The sequence below is a fragment of the Acidobacteriota bacterium genome (assembly GCA_016196065.1).
GTDB lineage: Bacteria > Acidobacteriota > Terriglobia > Terriglobales > Acidobacteriaceae > Acidiflorens.
Genome location: JACPYL010000010.1, coordinates 922,550 through 940,302, shown reverse-complemented (window position 1 = coordinate 940,302; position 17,753 = coordinate 922,550). Strand labels below are relative to the sequence as shown.

Here is a 17,753-nt window from a genome sequence, read left to right as displayed (position 1 = left end):
AGAGACGAGGCAAGCCTCGTCTCTACAGAAAGGATTTCTTTAGTTGGTCGCTGTGGCCGCGCAGTGCTGATCGAAAGCGGATTTCAGGTCGGCGGCAATGGCTTGCGCGTCGCGCGATTCGATTTCTCTACGCTGCATCAGGTAGACGAGCTTGCCGTCCTGCAGAATTCCGATCGACGGCGACGACGGTGGATACCCGGTGAAATAGGAGCGCGCACGTTCCGTCGCTTCCAGGTCCTGCCCGGCAAAAACAGTGAACATCTTCGCAGGCTTGGCGGCATTCTGAAGCGCCATGCGAACTGCAGGACGCATCCGTCCGGCTGCACAACCACAAATCGAGTTGACCACCACCATGGTCGTGCCTGGTTGCGGCAGGACCTGGTCGACCTCAGCGGCGGTACGAAGCTCTTGCACTCCGAGACGCGTCAGTTCTTCGCGCATCGGTACGACCATGATTTCTGGATACATTATTGCTCCTTGATTCTCGTATTCAGACCCCTGGATTTCCAGCAAGCCCTGAATCGGTAACGGCATTCTAATATGCCAACGTGCTGCCCACATGAGATGCTCGGAAACATATAGAGTGCTATTCACGTGATCACGATTCAGGAAAACGTTCCGCTCGCGCCTCTGACCACCCTGCAAGTTGGTGGACCAGCGCGCTATTTCGTGGAAGCAACCTGCGAGCGCGACGTTTACGAAGCAGTGGAATTCGCCAAGACGAAGGCGTTACCCCTGTTTGTACTGGGTGGCGGAAGCAATCTCGTGGTCGCCGATTCCGGTTGGCCCGGTATCGTACTGAAGATTTCGATTTGCGGAATGGGTATTGGAGCGGGCGTCGGTGCCGGTACATTTATTGTGGGCGCGGGAGTGAGTTGGGACCATCTGGTCGCCGAAGCCGTCTCTCAGAATTGCGCCGAGATCGAGTGCCTGAGCGGAATTCCCGGCACCGTCGGCGGCACACCGGTGCAGAACGTCGGCGCATACGGACAGGAAGTTTCGGACACCATCGAATCCGTCAGCGCGTTCGACACGACCAAGAATTACGCCGTAACTCTGACGGCGAAAGCCTGCGGCTTTCGCTATCGCAGCAGCATCTTCAACACAACCGAGCGCGGACGATACATCATCCTGAGCGTCACCTACCGCCTCACTCGCGGAGGCGGCCCCCGTCTGAAATACGCCGACCTGCAAAAGCACTTTACGGGGTCGACCGGTTCTCCCTCTCTCGCCCAGGTACGGGATGCAGTCCTCGAGATTCGCGAAAGCAAAGGCATGGTGATTGTCCCCGGCGACGCGGACAGCCGCAGTGCCGGATCCTTCTTCAAGAATCCCGTGCTGAACAAACAGCAGTTCAGTGATTTAACTGCACGAGCGCAAAGCAAAGGATTAACAATTCCCAGCTATCCGGCGCTCGACGCGCAGCACAAAATTTCCGCGGCGTGGCTGGTGGAGCATTCCGGTTTCACCAGGGGATTCAGGCTGGGCGCGGCGGGAATTTCAGGCAAGCACGCGCTCGCTCTCATCAACACCGGCAACGCCCGCGCCGCCGACATCCAGCAACTGAAAGAAAAGGTTCAGAGCGGAGTTCATAAAACATGGGGGATCAATCTGGAACCGGAGCCGGTGTTCCTGGGTTTCTAGAATCTCACCGCGCGACGGTCTTGTAGTGCTGGGGCAGAGACTCCTTGAGAAGCAGCACTCCAGACAACATGATCAACGGTGCACTGTACACACCGGGCATCCACCGATGCAGATAGATCGAAGACAAGATATGCATCAGCCCGTTCAGGACTCCGGCAAGCGCGGAGATGGGAATCGCCAGCATTCTCATCCATTTCAATCCTCGGAATGCCAGTGGAGTCAACGCGAGTAACAACGTCAGACCCAGCGCGAGGCTTCCAATAAATTCCGTGAATGTGAAAGTTGGCACGGGCAGCCAGGGCACGGCCCGCCGTATCGCCAACGCGTTGGGATTGTAGACCGAAAGAAAATCGTGGCCCGCTTCGTCCAGGACGTGCAATGCGAGCGTGTAGCCGAAAAACAACCAGTAGATTCCGAAACGTTGATTGAAATCGCCGAGGTTCATGGAACTTGCCGGCAAAGGCATTGTGCTGGCGTGTCCAATCTCACCAAAGCTTCCCGTTCTCCGCAAGCACCATTTTCAGTCTTTGATTTTCTGAAAAGGATGTTCAAAGCTCAGGTAAACGAACACTCCCTTTTCGCCTCCGCTCGGCCCCACCCCAATCGGAAATGCCAGGCCTGGGACAATTTGCAGTCCGTTCGAAAAGTTGTACGACCATCGAATCCCCGGATTGAGCAGAAGCACTTTTGACCACTCGGTCTTGCCCGGACCAGCGACGGCTTGGGCATTCAGGAAATAGGTCTCCAGCATGACGTTGAAGCGCGGGTGAGCCAGCCAGATCATGCTTTGCCCGGCGTTGTAGCTCCAGACAGAAGCGCGATCTCCGGCACTGTTGCGGGCGTGCGGAACGTAGGTTGTGCCGGCATTCCAATGGCTCACGAGTTTTGGAAGCAGTACGACACTCAACGGGAGATTGGTCTGCACACCTGCCCCGCCATATCCGTGCCCTAGATCGGAATCGCCAGACGGCAGAATCATGGACAGCCGGGGAGCGAAGGCAACGCGAGTCTGACCATTGCCCAAGACCTGGTAGCGGTAGTTGAGAATGGCGTCTCCGAATCCTGGTCCCTGCGATGAGAACGCTCCCGGCCGCACCGAGGACAGCGTGTAGCTGAACTGATTCCGCTGCCCGCCTACCGGCCACTCCTGCGTGAAGGTATAGGACCAGTCGTGGCTGTCGGCCAAATAGGTGAACGTATTGATGTGCTGGACTACGCTCTTTTCCTGGTTATAGGCCTCCTCGACCAGGAAGCTATTGTCCTGGATGGGAGGGGTTTCCTTCTGGGCAAAGGTCGGCTGATGGCAAAAAAGCGTAAAGGAAATCGCAACCACGAACGATAGGAAGGCACCGCGCATAGAGAAGGCCCTTATATGAACATGAAATTCAATTTCATTTTCACGTCTACTGTAGCGCAACGCGAAGGCGCCCCGAAGCGGCGAACATCACAGTGGCCTGTGATCGCTGACCTAACGTGGTTGGAATAAAGGGCGGCATCATCCCTGGAACGAACAACTTCTCGGGCCGGCCCGAGAGGCGCTTCGATCCCGCAAGGATCCGCCCTCAACTCGCTTATCGGCCAAATCCGGCCCGGACTTAAGTTTTTCACGAACGAAAGGGATTGTCGGACGTTCTTTATGGGTAGGAGCAGGCGGTGACGGCAATCGCCACAACGGCAAGCGAGGTCCCGACCCTGACGCACGAGGCTGAGGATCGACTGGAAGCCACCGTCCGGACACATTCCCGGATGGTTTACCAGATCGCCTACTCCGTCTTACGGGATTCGGCGGATGCCGAAGACGCGGCCCAGGAAACGTTCCTACGCGTGCTCCGTTACCGGAAGAAGTTCGAGCGCGTTGAGGACCCGAAGGCGTGGTTAGCGCGGATTGCGTGGCGCGTAGCAGTAGAAAAGCGAAAGAGGACTCTGCGCGCAAGTGCGAACACGCAGGATGTCGCGAACGAAATACGATCCGAGCGCGCTGGCGCCGAGCAAGTTCTGTTAGGCGAGGAACGCAGTGCCATGTTGGACCAGATGATTGCGTCCTTGCCGGAAGAATTGCGCGATCCGCTGGTCCTCTCGGCGCTGGAGGAGATTTCGGCGAGAGAAGTCGCCGGGATGCTGGGGATCAGCGAAGCCGCTGTCCGATCGCGAGCCTTTCGTGCGCGGCAGATTTTGAAGGACAAGCTGATGGGCCTGATCAGCTCGAGGACATGAATATGGACCCGATGGATCGAGATCGCGAAGTCGAGCAGTGGCTGGACGTTGCGCTTCGCGCCTATGGCAAAGTCGAATCACGAACAGGCCTGGAGAGCCGAGTTCTGGCGAACCTGCAGGCTGAAAAGCGCCGCCTGGCGGTTCGACGCTGGTGGTGGACTTGGGGCACGGCCGCTGCGGCGGTAACGATCTTGGCAACGCTATGGATTGAAGTGCACAATCGGCGCTCGGTTCCGAACCAGGTCGCAGGAAGTGCGACGACGCAACCCACAGATGACGCGGCCCTTCATCAGCCGGCCCCTCCTCGCTCGCTGAATACCGGGCAAGCACAGGTGCCCAGCCGTGCTGCCCGGCCACGGAAACAAGCCGTGGCGGTTCGCACAGGCGAACCGAAGCTCGATCAGTTTCCATCCCCTGTGCCTTTAACAGACCAAGAGAAGTTGCTGGCGCAGTACGTACGAGAGTTTCCAGAGCGCGCAGTGTTAGTCGCGCGAGCACAAACCCACTTGCGCAAGCAGGAGGAACGGGACAGGGCGGCCCCGAGGCTGGGGCCTCCTGGCCCCACAGATTCAGATCAACCGGAGTAGCAAAGGAGAGCACACATGTTCAGGAACGTGATGGTTGGACTATTGGCAATCGGAATCTATGTCTGTGTTGGCGCCGGAACCGGCACAGCACAAAGCTCAGAAGGCGTGACTGCTAAAACCATGTCGGACAACGCCGCCGCCTACCGGCTCGACTTTTCTCTTCATGAACTGGAAGACGGGAAGAAGATCAACACTCGACAGTACTCGATGGGATTGATCCAGGGCGTTCAATGGCAGGAACTGAAGATTGGCACGCGCGTGCCGGTGGAGATGAAGCAGGGAGAAGTTGAATACCTCGACGTCGGCACCAACATTTCGGCACGCCTGCAGGAGATCAAGTCTGTCCTGCAACTGGAAGTTCGCGCCGACCTGAGCAATTTCGCCGCGCCCGACCAGGCGACCAAGACCAGCATGCCCGTGCTACGGCAGCTTCGGATCAGCGGGGCGACCATCGTGTCGACGGGAAAACCAATTGTTATTGGCGTCGTCGATGACCCCAACTCCAAACGGCAGTTCCAACTGGAAGTAACCGCGACAAGGCTGAAGTAAAGCAGGTTCAGTGTAGGGTATGTGGGGCGGGCGCCCTCGCCCGCCAAAGTTGTATCCCAGCAATCCTGCTGACTCCTTGCTACGAATGACAGGCGGGCGAGGGCGCCCGCCCCACATTACCCTGCACTGTCCGCCAACCGGCGGGCTTCTTTGAATATCGCGAAGAACATCTGCCGGGTAAGTTTGCCGGTGTTGGTGTTCTGATTTGAAGGATGATACGACGCCAGCAGAATCTTGCCACTGGGCATCTTGTAGCGAGCGCCGTGTCGAAACACATACTGCGACTTTGTGGAAATAATGTCTCGGCGTTTCAAAAAGTTCAGGTAGGCATCGAAGCCGATTTTCCCCAATGCCACGATGACCTTCAGACCCTCCAATCCATCCAACTCGCGATCGAGAAATGGCGCGCAGTTGGCAAATTCTTGCGGCAAAGGCTTGTTATCGGGCGGAGCGCACCGCCCGGCGGCGGTGATGTATAGATCGGTCAACACCAGCCCATCGTTCCGATCGACAGCGGTCGCCTGATTCGCAAATCCAGTCTCATACAAAATCGGATACATGAAATTTCCGGAAGAATCCCCCGTAAAGGGTCGCCCTGTACGGTTGGAACCATGCGCGCCGGGAGCAAGTCCCATAATCAGAACGCGGGCGTTCGGATCTCCAAAGCCAGGCACCGGCTTTCCCCAGTATTCGCAATCACGGTAGGCGCGGCGCTTCTCCTGCGCGATCTTCTCGCGATAGGTCACGAGGCGCGGACAGAGCCTGCACGCTACGACCTCGGTGTTCAGAATCTTCAGCCACTGGGGAGTGTGCATTCGCTCCATTGTAGTGAAACAACAATTTTGTTGAGACGAGGCTTGCCACGTCTCTACGTTTGGTGATGGCCAGCACGCATTACTTTGGTGATTTCTACCCTTCCTGCGTTTGACGTTGCCTTTGGCGAGTCTTTACACTCAAACATAGGGATCGAGGCAGGCAGGTCGAGCGCGTACGAGTCCGCCGCGGTGTTGTCGACGATCCCAGAGCCGTTGGAAAGGCGATTGTGAGCCCCACAGACACTACAACGAAAGAAAGCACCACCAAGCGCGAGATTGAAGTCGAGATTCCGGCGCAAGAGGTTTCCCGCCAAACCGAGATCCTTATCCAGAAATATCAGAAGATGGCGCGTCTGCCCGGGTTTCGGATTGGCCACGTGCCAGCGTCCATCATCAAGCAGCGCTTTTCCGAAGAGATCAAGACCGACGTCGTCGAAGCTCTCATTCCCCGTTATTTTCGGCAGGAAACCGAGCGCCTCGGTATGCATCCTGTTTCCCAGCCGCGCGTGACGGACTTGCATGTGCATGATGGCGAACCGCTGCGCTTTAAAGCGGCGTTCGAAGTTTTGCCCGATGTCAAAGCCGAAGGCTACAAAGACCTGCGAGCTGAAAAAACAGAAATCAACGTTACTGACGAAGACATTGCCCAGGCTGTCGCCGATCTCCAGGAGCGCGCGGCGAGTTTCAATCCCATCGAAGGACGAGCATTGGCAGAAGGCGACTTTGCCCAAGTCTCGCTCGATGGCACGCCCAAATCAGAAGAAGGACAGCCCGTTCACATGGATGAGGTTCTGGTTGAAATCGGCGGGAAGAACACCATGCCTGAGTTCACCGAACATCTCACGGGCGCGAACGTCGGCGACGAACGCACGTTCGATGTGAAATATCCCGATGATACGCAGGATCAACGACTCGCGGGCAAAACCCTCACCTATACGGTGAAGGTGCAAGGGGTGAAGAGCAAGCAACTTCCCGAACTCAACGAAGAGTTCGTGAAGAAGCTGGGCGAGTTCTCTACCATTGACGAAGTCCGCCAACGGATTCGCGAGCAGATGGAATCCGAGCGCAAGCATCAGGCGGAACACGAAGCCAAGGACAAACTGGTCGCGGAACTGGTGCGCCGCAATGAATTTGAAGTGCCCGACTCGCTGATCGAACGCCAGATCGATATTCGTCTCGAACGCGGCCTGCGCGCTCTGGCTGCACAAGGGCTCACCGCCGAACAGATGAAGAAGATGGATTTTCAACGCCTGCGCGTGGGACAGCGCGAGCAGGCTATTCAGGACCTGAAGGCTTCGCTGCTGCTCGAAAAAGTGGCCGATGAAGAAAAAGTCGAAGTCAGTGACGAAGAGATGGATCGTGAAGTGGAAGCGCTGGCGCAACAGTCAAAACAGAGCCCGGAAGCGGTGCGCGCTCGTTTGACACAGGATGGTGGCCTCGATAGAATCCGGACAAGAATCCGCAACGAGAAAACCATCGATTTGCTGTATCGCCAGTCCGCCTGAGACGGACATTTTCGATCCTCCCCTTGCCAAGCAACTGATCGTTTTACAGGGTGGAGTGTGACGAACGAGCGTGAACGATTGAACCGGAACGAGGAGCGACAAATGCTGGTACCTATGGTGATCGAGCAGACCGGACGAGGCGAACGCGCCTACGATATTTACTCCCGGCTGCTCCGCGACAACATCATTTTCATCGGCACACCGATTGACGACACCATCGCCAACCTGGTGATCGCACAAATGCTTTTCCTGGCCCAGGAAGACCCCGAGAAAGACATCCAGCTCTACATCAATTCTCCGGGTGGATCGATCACAGCCGGCATGGCCATTTACGACACCATGCAGTATGTGAAAAACGATGTCACCACGATCTGTATCGGACAGGCAGCGTCCATGGCGGCACTACTATTAGCCTCCGGTGAGAACAAAAAGCGACTGGCTCTGCCCAACTCGCGAATTTTGATCCACCAACCTTCGATGGGTGGACTTTCCGGCCAAGCGACCGATATAGACATACACGCGCGCGAAATTTTACGCATGCGGGAGATTACTAATCAGTTACTGGCTAAGCACAGCGGTCAAAAGATCGATAAGGTAGAAAAGGATGTAGAGCGCGATTTCATCATGAACGCGCAGCAGGCGAAGGAATACGGAATCATCGACGATATCATCTACAAGACCAAGTAAAGGTATGATCGGCTTTCCGCGCCGGTCGGGTCCTTCGAGGTTTTGGCGGTGGCATTCGTCAACCCTGGAACGGTGGGAAAATTAAGGAGTAGGGCCGAGTGAAAAACAGAACGGGTTCTGAGGAAATATTGCGCTGTTCGTTCTGCCATAAATCGCAGGACGCAGTCGCCAAATTGATTTCCTCTCCGAGCGACTATCCCCGGGCATACATCTGCGACGAGTGCGTTGCGGTCTGTAATTCCATTCTGGAAGACGATCGAACCACCACTCCTGCCTCTTCCGTACCCAACCAACTGCCCAAGCCCCTGGAAGTGAAAACCTTCCTCGACGAATACGTCATCGGGCAGGAGCAGACCAAGAAAAAGTTGGCGGTCGCAGTCTACAACCACTACAAACGCATTTATATGAACCGCCAGCGCACCAATGACGGTGTGGAACTGGCGAAGTCGAACATCCTGCTGATCGGTCCAACCGGCACCGGTAAGACCCTGCTGGCCCAGACCCTGGCTCGGATGCTCGACGTTCCGTTTGCGATCGTCGACGCCACCACGCTGACCGAAGCCGGATACGTCGGCGAAGACGTTGAGAACATTATTCTCAAGCTCTTACAGGCCGCCGAAGGCGACGTGAGTCGAACGCAGACCGGAATCATCTATATAGACGAAATTGACAAGATCGGCCGCAAGGACGAAAACCCTTCCATTACCCGCGATGTTTCCGGAGAAGGCGTCCAGCAGGCGTTGTTGAAGATTCTGGAAGGAACCATCGCTAACGTTCCTCCGCAAGGTGGCCGCAAGCATCCCCACCAGGAATTTACCCCGGTGGATACGACGAACATCTTGTTTATCTGCGGTGGAGCGTTTGTCGGCCTCGAAAAGATGATCGCCCGACGGATGGGCAAGAAAGCGCTGGGCTTCAAGTCAGGCGAAGATTCCGACAAAGAATCCGCCGCAGCGGCCATGCCCAACAAGCGGAATTTTGAGATGGTTTCCGATGTTCAACCGGAGGATCTGATCAAGTTCGGGTTGATCCCTGAATTTGTAGGACGCTTGCCGGTCGTCGGCGTGCTGCAGGATCTGGACGAAAATGCGCTGGTGGAAATCCTGACCCGGCCCAAGAACGCGATTGTGAAGCAGTACCAGCGTCTGTTCGAATTCGAGAATGTCCGCCTGAAGTTCAGCGAAGACGCGCTGCGGGCAATCTCGCGGCAGGCCATGGCCCGCAAAGTCGGCGCCCGTGGGCTGCGCATGATTCTGGAAGAATTGATGCTGGAGCTGATGTATAGTCTGCCGAGTCAGAAGAAGGTCAAGGAGTTCGAAGTCACGCGGGAAATGGTCGAAAAGCGGGAAGTATCGCTTTCCGTGATTGAGAAGGCCGCCAGCTAAACGGAGACGGGAGCCTGAGTTTGTCGAACCCAAAGGAAAAATTCGAGAGCAAGAAATTACCCATGATGCCCATTCGGGACGTGGTCATCTTTCCGTACATGATGACGCCGTTCGTCGTGGGCCGGGAGTCCAGCGTACGCGCCCTGGAAGAAGCTCTCGCCGCAGATAAGAAGATTTTTCTGGCCACCCAGCACGACGCCAGCATCGATGAACCCAAGTCTGGAGACATTTTCCAGGTCGGCACCATCGTCAACATCGTGCAGAGCCTGAAATTGCCCGACGGCAACATCAAAGTGCTGGTCGAAGGCATTGAACGCGGCAAGATCCTGCAAATCGTCGACACCGAAGGCTTCATGCAGGCGACGGTGCGTGTCGCCCGTTATGCTACCGAGACCAACGCCCAGATCGAAGCGGGCATGCAGCGCGTTACGACCCTGTTTGAGCAATACGTAAAGCTGTGCCAGTCCCTGAACTACGAGACGATGATCGCAGCGGTGCGGATGGAAGATCCCGCCAAGCTGACCGACACGATCTCCGCCAACCTGCAGCTTTCGATTGAGGAAAAGCAGGCGCTGCTCGAAATCTTCGATCCCGCCGAGCGCTTAAGCCGCATCGGTGATGTGCTTGACGTCGAAATCGAAAAGCTCAACATGGACCGCACCATCCAGTCGCGCGTCAAGCGCCAGATGGAAAAAGCGCAAAAAGAGTACTACCTCAACGAGAAGATCAAGGCCATCCAGAAAGAACTGGGCCGTGGCGAGAAGAGCGAATTCGACGAACTGAAGAAAAAGATCGAAGCCGCCGGCATGTCGAAAGAAGTCCGCGACAAAGCGCTCCAGGAACTGAAGAAACTGGAAGCCATGCCGCCCATGTCCGCCGAGTCGACCGTTTCCCGCAATTACCTTGACTGGCTGCTGGCCGTGCCGTGGAAGAAACGCTCCAAGGAAATCCGGAACATTTCCCGGGCCGAAAAAATTCTGAACGAAGATCACTACGGGCTGGAGAAAATCAAGGAACGCATTCTTGAGTTTCTCGCTGTCCGCCAGTTGGTGAAGAATCCCAAGGGATCGATTCTCTGCTTCGTCGGGCCTCCAGGCGTCGGCAAAACGTCACTGGGGATGTCGATCGCAAAGGCAACGGGCCGCAAGTTTGTTCGTATGTCGCTCGGCGGGGTGCGCGATGAAGCGGAAATTCGCGGCCATCGCCGCACCTATATTGGCGCGCTTCCCGGCCAGATCATTCAGATGATGAAAAAGGCCGGCACCAAGAATCCGGTCTTCATGCTCGACGAAGTCGATAAGATGTCGATGGACTTCCGCGGCGATCCATCCGCCGCGCTGCTCGAAGTGCTCGACCCCGAACAGAACTTCATGTTCGTCGATCACTACCTCGACGTCGAATACGACCTTTCGCAAGTCTTCTTCGTAGCCACTGCGAACGTGATGCACACCATCCCGCCTGCCCTGCAGGACCGCATGGAAGTATTGCGCCTGCATGGTTACACGGAGCAGGAAAAAGTCGAAATCGCCAAGCAGTTCCTGGTCCGCAAGCAGATGGAACAGGCTGGCCTGACTGGCAAGAATCTGCAATTTAACGACGAAGCCGTCAAAGAGATTATTCGCTCGTACACCCGCGAAGCCGGCGTGCGTAATCTGGAGCGGGAGATTGGCAACGTCTGCCGCAAAGTTGCCCGCAAAGTCGTCAAGGAAGGCGAGAACTACACCGTCGCCCTCACTGCCGAAACCGTCCACGAGTTCCTCGGCGTAATGAAATTCCGCGACACCCTTGCTCACGAGAAGAGCGAAGTCGGACTCGTCACTGGTCTGGCCTGGACCGAAGTCGGCGGATCGATCCTGAGTACGGAAGCCAGCGTAGTCGACGGCAAAGGCAAGTTGACCCTGACCGGCAAACTCGGCGACGTCATGCAGGAATCCGCGCAAGCGGCGATGTCCTACATCCGTTCGCGAGCCGTCCGACTGGGATTGCCGCGTGATTTCTATCGCAACATCGACGTCCACATCCACGTACCAGAAGGTGCGATTCCGAAAGATGGACCTTCCGCAGGCATCACAATTGCCACCGCAATTGCCAGCGCCCTGAGCCGCATTCCGGTCCGCCGCGATCTCGCCATGACCGGCGAAATCACGTTACGTGGCAAAGTGCTGCCCATCGGCGGATTGAAAGAGAAACTTCTGGCCGCTCACCGTGCTGGATTGTTCGAAGTCATTCTCCCCAAGGAAAACGAGAAGGACGTTGCCGAGGTTCCGGAGAACCTGCGCACGGCAATGAAGATGCATTTCGTCGAAAACATGGACCAAGTACTAGCCGTAGCTCTGGAATCGCCCTTGCCCCAGATCGCGACCGAGGCGGAGACGATCGCGTCGATCACACCTCCAGCGCCCCAGGCAGGCGACATACCAGCAGCGAGGCAGTGAGTCCAACAAGAGTCAGTTTTGACAGGGCACGGCTTCCGCCGTGCCCTTTGATTTTGGGTGGCGCAGCGGTTCACCGCTGCGGTTAATCTTGCACTTTGAGTTTGGCTTTAGCCACTGAGGTTGATCGCAGCGGTGAACCGCTGCGCCACCCAAAACCAAACTGCCTTGGAAGTGGCTTCTTCTAGGTCGCCTAGCCGCGCTAAAATGTCTCTATGGTTATCCGGCTCAAAGGGACGACCGGCTTGCTAGTCGCAGTGGTTGTCGTGGCGCTGTTGCTGGTGGAATTTCCAGCCTATCGCCTGTTCTTCGGGATCAGCGTGCTCATCGGACTGGTCATCGCGGGCGGCCTCACCTGGTGGTATCGGACGCATCCGATCAAAGACGTGGAAGTGGAGAACAAGAGGCCGCTGGGACTGTAAGTTCAGTTCCCAGTTCTCAGTGGTGACCGACACCTAGACAAGCGAACGGCGAATCCAGGGTAGCCCTGACTTGCGCATCCTCGGCCACCCCTGCCAAGATACTAACCAGAACGTCAACTCATGCGAATCCTCTCCCGATTCATGCTCTCGGCCTCGGACGCCGCGCATTTCCCTTCTCCTTTGCTGCCGGAGATCGCCTTCCTGGGCCGCTCGAATGTTGGCAAGTCGAGCGTCATCAATGCGCTTCTTGGAACCAAACTGGCACGGACCAGCAACACTCCCGGACGCACCCGCAGCATCAACTTCTTCGAAGTCCGCCGCGCCGGACAACCCAAGCCGGAAATGCTCTTCACTGACCTGCCTGGATACGGCTATGCGAAAATCTCCCGCGAAATCTCGCAGGACTGGGCACGCTTCGTCGATCCCTATCTGCACCAGCGGTCCAGCCTAGCCTTGTGTTTTGCGCTGGTGGATTCAAATGTTCCTCCGCAAGACTCCGACTACCAGCTCATCGAGTTTCTCAAGGCGGCACAACGTCCGCATGTCCTGATCGCGACGAAATGCGATCGCCTTTCGGGCAATGAACTCCCGCGCGCGCTGAAGGCTCTGCGTGAAAAATATGCTGATTCAACGATTCTTCCCTTTTCAGCAAAGACCGGTAACGGCAAAGATGAGGTCTGGAATGCAATCCGGGACGCGGTATCGAAAGCTCCAACTGTCTAGATATCCCCTAAAGTTTCCCGCCTAAAGAGCCGATCAGACCAACGGAGAGCATCGTCCGGAGGCAAGTCGTGGATCCTAATATCCATGCCGAATCATCAGGTATCACTCCAGACCGTGGAGAAAACGACAACAGCGTCAATTATCTTCGCCGTCTGAAAGCCGAAACCAAACCTGAAACCACCCTTCCCGTCACATCATCGACGGTCACGGGACCCTCTCCTGCCCGTGACTATGGAAAGGACCGTCGGCGCAGTCCGCGCTACGTTTGCCATGGTAGCGTGGCATTTACCGCTGAAGGTAGCCAGGTACGCATGTGGGGAACGTTAACCGACATCAGTCTGCGTGGGCTTTACGTCGAAATCAGCACGACCTTCCCCGTCGACACCAGAGTGGACATGGTGATCGATGCCCTGAACATCCGCTTCCGCGCGATCGGCAGCGTCCGTATCTCGTACCCGTTTCTGGGGATGGGCATCCTGATCACGGATATGGCGCCCGAACAGAGAGCCTTTCTCGAACAACTGCTCGCCACCCTGGCTCAGGCTACCACCGTCGCTAACCCACTGAGCGCAAAGGAGAATACCGCGGCCGACGTGGTTGCGGCCGCCGAGCCGATCACTCTGCTCGACGAAATTCGGCGATTTTTCGACAAAAACGGCGCTCTCTCCCGTGAGGAATTCCTGCGCATCGCCGCGCGTTGCCAGCGCACCTGAACGACTCCCTCTCCCCGTTACTCTCATGACAACATTGGGTTCCGGCTCGCCGTCCTTCGCAAATTGATCCGCTATGATAAAAGCATATGGCTAAATATCTAGTAACCGGCGCTGCCGGATTCATAGGATCGTCCCTGGTGCGGGCCCTGCTCGATCGAGGCGACGAAGTCCGGGGTATCGACAACCTCTCCACCGGCCGACGCGAAAACCTGCACGACATCATCAAGCGCATCGACTTCCGCCAGGTCGACATTCTCGACCTCGACGCCATGCACGAAGCGTGCGCGGGCATCGATTACATATTTCACGAGGCTGCTCTCCCTTCGGTTCCAAAGTCGCTGCTCGACCCGCTCGCCAGCAATCGCGCCAACGTCGACGGCACCGTCAACGTGCTGGTCGCGGCGCGTGACGCGAAAGTGAAGCGCGTGATCTACGCCGCTTCCTCCTCCGCCTATGGAGATACACCCACCCTGCCCAAGCACGAAGCGATGACTCCGAATCCCATATCGCCATACGCGGTTGCCAAGCTCACGAGCGAGTACTACATGATCTCGTTCTTCCGCTGCTATGGCTTGGAAACGGTCTGCCTGCGCTACTTCAATATCTTTGGACCGCGGCAGGATCCATCTTCCCCATACTCAGGAGTGCTGGCGAAGTTCAGCTTGCAGATGTTGAAGGGCGAGCAGCCCACGGTATTCGGCGATGGTGAACAGAGCCGCGACTTCAATTACATCGACAATGCCGTCTCCGCCAACTTGCTCGCGGCAGCCGCGCCAGCTAGTGAATGCGCTGGCCGCGTTTTCAACGTCGCCACGGGACGGCGCTCGACTCTCAATGAGACTTTCGAGCTATTGAAGCCCCTCACCGGCTTCAAGGGCACTTTGAACTACGGTCCGGAGCGCGGCGGGGATATCAAACACTCCCTCGCCGACATCACGCTGGCGCAAAAGCATCTGGGATACAAACCGCTGGTGAATTTCGAGGAAGGCTTGCGGAAGACCGTCGAGTGGTATCGCAGTGAGGCGAGCAAGGCGGGAGCCTAAGAACCTTGGACGGGGCACCAAAAGAAAACACCGCGTAGAGACGCGGCTGGCCGTGTTCAACACTACGATGCCGGACGGTGCTCCTTGGGAATTTCTGGAGATGCAACGGGGGGCTCCGCACGCCGTGCCGTCTCCCACGCAATCAACTCGTTGAGATCGATATGGAAGGGGCCATACGAGCGGAAGTTTTGCTCGTCAAACAGTCGCTTCACTCCGCATCCGAGGCAAACCTGGTACGAATGCCCTTCGGCGCGTACCGGCCAACTCATGCGGCGGTGCCAGCAGCCCCGCAACAACAACAACGCAGCCCCAGCCAGACCAGTCGCCACGGCTCCGGCAGGCCACAACCAGCTTGATCGCCTGGATTTTTCGGGTCTTTCCTGCTCTTGAATCTGCTCTTCGGGATCCGCCACAGAACTCCTACTTCCTGTTTCAAGCATAGGACGAAAAGGCCGCCAGATCAAATCCAACTACCCAAAAGTGCTACCTACCCCTGTACCATCGGACATTGCGCTATGTGCAGGAGGACATTACCCTTAGAACTAGAGTGCGTGATCAGGCCGGACGACCATGGGCAACAACGAGTCCGATTGACAGCCGGCTGACCTCAAATACCATGAATAAGTAGCACGCTCTCCCAGTATTTCCAGGCATGAGTGCCAATCCAACCCGGGTTGACTGGGGAGCGCCGTCGAGCGCTGCCGAGTCCGGATTTCCGCTGCAGGCCGGAAACCGCGTGCTCGAATCCCTCACGCGCAAGGAATCACTCGGAGCGCTGCTTGCGTTCTCCGACCTGCACGAGCGGATTCGTACCCGCCGCGCGGAAGGCTCCGCCTCCTCTTCTGATCTCGAGCTTTTTCAAACCGAGGGCTTCGTCCTCGACGAAGTGTTGCAATTGATTTGCGATCGCGCATTGGCCATCACGCAGGCCGACGCCGTTTTGATCGCATTGAATGAAGGATCGAAACTCGTCTGCCGCGCCGCTGCGGGAACACTCGTCGCCGATCGCGGCATGCAGTTGTCATGCGACTCCGAATTCCTGCAAGACTGCCTCGATTCCGGACGCCTGCTGCATTGCGATGATTGCGACGTTGACGCCCGCGTCGATCTCGACCTCTCCAGGCAGATCGGAGCCCGTGCCACTGTTCTCGTCCCGCTCCACGGTCAGCGGTCCCGCTTGGGAGTCCTGCAAGCATTCTCCATGGTGCCGTATGCGTTCAGCGACGATGATGTGCGCTGTTTTGACCTCTTCGCCGAACTCGTACTTTCCGCGCTCAGGCCTGAAGATCAGGACCGGCGGATCAACTGGCTCTCGAATGTCGTCGAAGAAGTCCTGGTAACCAAACCGTCCGTCCCAGCGAAGGCAACCACCACTGAAAACAAGGTTGATGGTTTCACCGCGCCGCCGCCCTATCGCGCCGAGGGAACTTCTCTATCGATCCTCACCAGCGATCTGGCCCATGACAGCGCGGCCGGCAAAAACCTGTCGACCACGGATATCACTACAGATGTACCACAGGAAATCGATGCTCCCACCTTCCTGCCGAATCTGCACACGAAGCGCACGACGCATCCGGGATTGAGTGTCGTCATGGTACTGGTCGCAGTCGCAGGTCTTTTTTCGGCCGGTGTGTGGTTCGGCATGCGCAATCGCGACAAGCAGGCTCCGCAAGAGTCGCGTACGTTAGCGCCTGCAGTCGCGCAAATTCCCTCTCCCGTAAGTACGACACAAGTTTCCGATCATCTGATGGACCCCGTCAGGTCGGGCACTGAAGCGCCGTCTCTGCCTTCTTCCGCGGAAAATAAGTTGGCCGTGCTGCCGAAGATCACCGGAGTTCGCCACTGGTCCACGCCCATGGGGAGCACCGTTGTAATTGATATGCAGGACCAGGCGCCCTACGAAGTGCATCGCCTGATGTCGCCCGAGCGAATTTATTTCGATCTCCACGACACGGCGCTCGCACCGGAATTGGAAGGCAAGACGATCGACATCGGAGATATCTCGCTGACTCGTGTTCGAGTCGCACAGCCCGTCGCGGGCGTGACCCGCATCGTGCTCGATACTCGTGACGGCTCAAACTTCTCGGTCAGCATGGAATCCAATCCCAATCGGATGGTGGTCGAACTCCGCCAAAGCGACCGCGCGCTGGCGACGAACCGGCCCAACTCAACGCCAGGTGCTGCGACAACTTCTCCGAAAACGTTGGCTTCGCTAACCATCAAGCCAGGGGACGAACAACTTCGCGCCAAGACTGGCAAGTTCCGTATCGCGCTCGATGCCGGACACGGTGGCTGGGATCTCGGGACAGTTGGCCGCAAGGGCCTCCTGGAAAAAGACCTGGTGCTGGACGTTACGCGGCGCCTTGGCAGGCTTCTGCAATCGCGACTCGGGTCTGAGGTCATTTTCACACGCAATACCGACGACTACCTGCCGCTCGATCAGCGCGCCAATTTTGCAAATCAGGCCCAGGCTGACTTGTTCGTTTCCGTCCATGCGAACTACAGCAGTTCTGCTGCCGCGCGCGGCGTGGAAACCTACTACACAAACTCCTTCGTGGCGCCTGGATCGAAAGAACTGGAAAAGCGCGAAGGTGCAAACGCGCCGCAACTGACCCAGGTCGCACTCTCTGCCGGAGAATTACGAGAGAAAGTTGACGAGTCACGACGACTGGCCGCCAGCATCCAGCGGTCTCTGCACGCTACTCTGGCAGCCAACAGTCCCGGCATTCGCGATCGGGGCGTGAAAGACTCTCAATTCCTCGTGTTGACCGGCACCACCATGCCGTCGATCCTGACTGAAATATCCTTCGTTAGCAGCCCCGCCGACGAACGCAACCTGCAAAGCGACGCCTATCGCCAGCAGATCGCAGAAGCTCTCTACAAGGGCATCGCCCGCTACGAAGAGGCTTCGCATCATGTGAAGATGGCGGAAGTCCGAACCAGCGCTGCCCGACGATAATACGAACCGTCCATCCCTGGCCGCCTTTTTCCAAACGCATACCACTCCTCTCATGGTTGAACGTCACGGCGCTTG

18 protein-coding genes are annotated in these 17,753 nt (G+C 57.1%); 13 read left to right on the top strand and 5 right to left on the bottom strand.

The features are described from left to right. Positions 1 to 39: 39 nt before the first annotated feature. A complete protein-coding gene (locus HY010_07270) occupies positions 40 to 468 on the bottom strand; it encodes a BrxA/BrxB family bacilliredoxin (GenBank protein ID MBI3475516.1) in 429 nt (142 codons plus the stop codon). Between the two features lie 129 nt (positions 469 to 597). Between HY010_07270 and HY010_07265 the strand changes: the two genes are divergently transcribed. Next, positions 598 to 1,644, top strand: a complete 1,047-nt coding sequence (locus tag HY010_07265) for a UDP-N-acetylmuramate dehydrogenase (GenBank protein ID MBI3475515.1) — start codon at positions 598 to 600, stop codon at positions 1,642 to 1,644. Positions 1,645 to 1,648: 4 nt separating this feature from the next. Here the strand turns inward: HY010_07265 and HY010_07260 are convergent, their stop codons facing one another. Both HY010_07260 and HY010_07255 read right to left on the bottom strand, forming a co-directional pair. Further along, positions 1,649 to 2,110 carry a hypothetical protein gene (locus HY010_07260; GenBank protein ID MBI3475514.1) on the bottom strand — a complete coding sequence of 154 codons (462 nt, stop codon included), beginning with the start codon at positions 2,108 to 2,110 and terminating at the stop codon, positions 1,649 to 1,651. A 54-nt stretch (positions 2,111 to 2,164) separates the two neighbouring features. Then, positions 2,165 to 3,001 (bottom strand): transporter, encoded by an 837-nt coding sequence (locus tag HY010_07255; GenBank protein ID MBI3475513.1) that lies wholly within the window; start codon positions 2,999 to 3,001, stop codon positions 2,165 to 2,167. Between the two features lie 296 nt (positions 3,002 to 3,297). Between HY010_07255 and HY010_07250 the strand changes: the two genes are divergently transcribed. The 3 genes from HY010_07250 to HY010_07240 are packed head-to-tail and all read left to right on the top strand — an operon-like array spanning position 3,298 to position 4,994. Next, on the top strand, positions 3,298 to 3,858 hold the full coding sequence (locus tag HY010_07250; GenBank protein MBI3475512.1) for an RNA polymerase sigma factor: 561 nt from the start codon (positions 3,298 to 3,300) through the stop codon (positions 3,856 to 3,858). 2 nt (positions 3,859 to 3,860) lie between these two features. Beyond that, complete coding sequence (locus tag HY010_07245; GenBank protein MBI3475511.1) at positions 3,861 to 4,445, top strand: hypothetical protein; 585 nt, start codon at positions 3,861 to 3,863, stop codon at positions 4,443 to 4,445. A 15-nt stretch (positions 4,446 to 4,460) separates the two neighbouring features. Next, on the top strand, positions 4,461 to 4,994 hold the full coding sequence (locus tag HY010_07240) for a hypothetical protein (GenBank protein MBI3475510.1): 534 nt from the start codon (positions 4,461 to 4,463) through the stop codon (positions 4,992 to 4,994). A gap of 116 nt (positions 4,995 to 5,110) precedes the next feature. Here the strand turns inward: HY010_07240 and HY010_07235 are convergent, their stop codons facing one another. Beyond that, positions 5,111 to 5,809, bottom strand: coding sequence for a uracil-DNA glycosylase (locus tag HY010_07235; protein ID MBI3475509.1), 699 nt, complete (start codon positions 5,807 to 5,809; stop codon positions 5,111 to 5,113). A gap of 227 nt (positions 5,810 to 6,036) precedes the next feature. Between HY010_07235 and tig the strand changes: the two genes are divergently transcribed. The 8 genes from tig to HY010_07195 all read left to right on the top strand — a co-directional run bounded on the left by tig (position 6,037) and on the right by HY010_07195 (position 14,719). Next, complete coding sequence (tig, locus tag HY010_07230) at positions 6,037 to 7,314, top strand: trigger factor (protein ID MBI3475508.1); 1,278 nt, start codon at positions 6,037 to 6,039, stop codon at positions 7,312 to 7,314. A gap of 102 nt (positions 7,315 to 7,416) precedes the next feature. After that, positions 7,417 to 8,001 (top strand): ATP-dependent Clp endopeptidase proteolytic subunit ClpP, encoded by a 585-nt coding sequence (gene clpP / locus HY010_07225; protein ID MBI3475507.1) that lies wholly within the window; start codon positions 7,417 to 7,419, stop codon positions 7,999 to 8,001. A 98-nt stretch (positions 8,002 to 8,099) separates the two neighbouring features. Further along, entirely contained in the window at positions 8,100 to 9,386 is a 1,287-nt protein-coding gene (gene clpX, locus HY010_07220) for an ATP-dependent Clp protease ATP-binding subunit ClpX (protein ID MBI3475506.1), read from the top strand. Positions 9,387 to 9,448: 62 nt separating this feature from the next. Continuing rightward, positions 9,449 to 11,821, top strand: coding sequence for an endopeptidase La (gene lon / locus HY010_07215; GenBank protein ID MBI3475505.1), 2,373 nt, complete (start codon positions 9,449 to 9,451; stop codon positions 11,819 to 11,821). A gap of 212 nt (positions 11,822 to 12,033) precedes the next feature. Beyond that, a complete protein-coding gene (locus HY010_07210) occupies positions 12,034 to 12,240 on the top strand; it encodes a hypothetical protein (protein ID MBI3475504.1) in 207 nt (68 codons plus the stop codon). Positions 12,241 to 12,360: 120 nt separating this feature from the next. Then, positions 12,361 to 12,963: a YihA family ribosome biogenesis GTP-binding protein gene (locus HY010_07205; protein MBI3475503.1), complete on the top strand. Its 603-nt coding sequence runs from the start codon at positions 12,361 to 12,363 to the stop codon at positions 12,961 to 12,963. A 68-nt stretch (positions 12,964 to 13,031) separates the two neighbouring features. After that, positions 13,032 to 13,676: a PilZ domain-containing protein gene (locus HY010_07200; protein MBI3475502.1), complete on the top strand. Its 645-nt coding sequence runs from the start codon at positions 13,032 to 13,034 to the stop codon at positions 13,674 to 13,676. 86 nt (positions 13,677 to 13,762) lie between these two features. Continuing rightward, a complete protein-coding gene (locus tag HY010_07195) occupies positions 13,763 to 14,719 on the top strand; it encodes an SDR family oxidoreductase (GenBank protein MBI3475501.1) in 957 nt (318 codons plus the stop codon). A gap of 62 nt (positions 14,720 to 14,781) precedes the next feature. Here HY010_07195 and HY010_07190 read toward each other — a convergent pair whose 3' ends face one another. Then, positions 14,782 to 15,132, bottom strand: coding sequence for a hypothetical protein (locus tag HY010_07190; GenBank protein ID MBI3475500.1), 351 nt, complete (start codon positions 15,130 to 15,132; stop codon positions 14,782 to 14,784). A gap of 239 nt (positions 15,133 to 15,371) precedes the next feature. On the opposite strand from HY010_07190, the gene HY010_07185 reads away from it, so the two are divergent. Continuing rightward, positions 15,372 to 17,678: an N-acetylmuramoyl-L-alanine amidase gene (locus HY010_07185; protein ID MBI3475499.1), complete on the top strand. Its 2,307-nt coding sequence runs from the start codon at positions 15,372 to 15,374 to the stop codon at positions 17,676 to 17,678. Positions 17,679 to 17,753 lie beyond the last annotated feature (75 nt).

What these genes read in the sequence shown, in the direction of transcription:
- HY010_07210 (MBI3475504.1), top strand. Translation starts at nt 12,034, where the DNA reads ATGGTTATCCGGCTCAAAGGGACGACCGGCTTGCTAGTCGCAGTGGTT.
- HY010_07185 (MBI3475499.1), top strand. Translation starts at nt 15,372, where the DNA reads ATGAGTGCCAATCCAACCCGGGTTGACTGGGGAGCGCCGTCGAGCGCT.
- HY010_07195 (MBI3475501.1), top strand. Translation starts at nt 13,763, where the DNA reads ATGGCTAAATATCTAGTAACCGGCGCTGCCGGATTCATAGGATCGTCC.
- HY010_07255 (MBI3475513.1), bottom strand. Translation starts at nt 3,001, where the DNA reads ATGCGCGGTGCCTTCCTATCGTTCGTGGTTGCGATTTCCTTTACGCTT.
- lon (MBI3475505.1), top strand. Translation starts at nt 9,449, where the DNA reads ATGATGCCCATTCGGGACGTGGTCATCTTTCCGTACATGATGACGCCG.
- HY010_07260 (MBI3475514.1), bottom strand. Translation starts at nt 2,110, where the DNA reads ATGCCTTTGCCGGCAAGTTCCATGAACCTCGGCGATTTCAATCAACGT.
- HY010_07245 (MBI3475511.1), top strand. Translation starts at nt 3,861, where the DNA reads ATGGACCCGATGGATCGAGATCGCGAAGTCGAGCAGTGGCTGGACGTT.
- HY010_07270 (MBI3475516.1), bottom strand. Translation starts at nt 468, where the DNA reads ATGTATCCAGAAATCATGGTCGTACCGATGCGCGAAGAACTGACGCGT.
- clpP (MBI3475507.1), top strand. Translation starts at nt 7,417, where the DNA reads ATGCTGGTACCTATGGTGATCGAGCAGACCGGACGAGGCGAACGCGCC.
- HY010_07235 (MBI3475509.1), bottom strand. Translation starts at nt 5,809, where the DNA reads ATGCACACTCCCCAGTGGCTGAAGATTCTGAACACCGAGGTCGTAGCG.
- HY010_07205 (MBI3475503.1), top strand. Translation starts at nt 12,361, where the DNA reads ATGCGAATCCTCTCCCGATTCATGCTCTCGGCCTCGGACGCCGCGCAT.
- HY010_07240 (MBI3475510.1), top strand. Translation starts at nt 4,461, where the DNA reads ATGTTCAGGAACGTGATGGTTGGACTATTGGCAATCGGAATCTATGTC.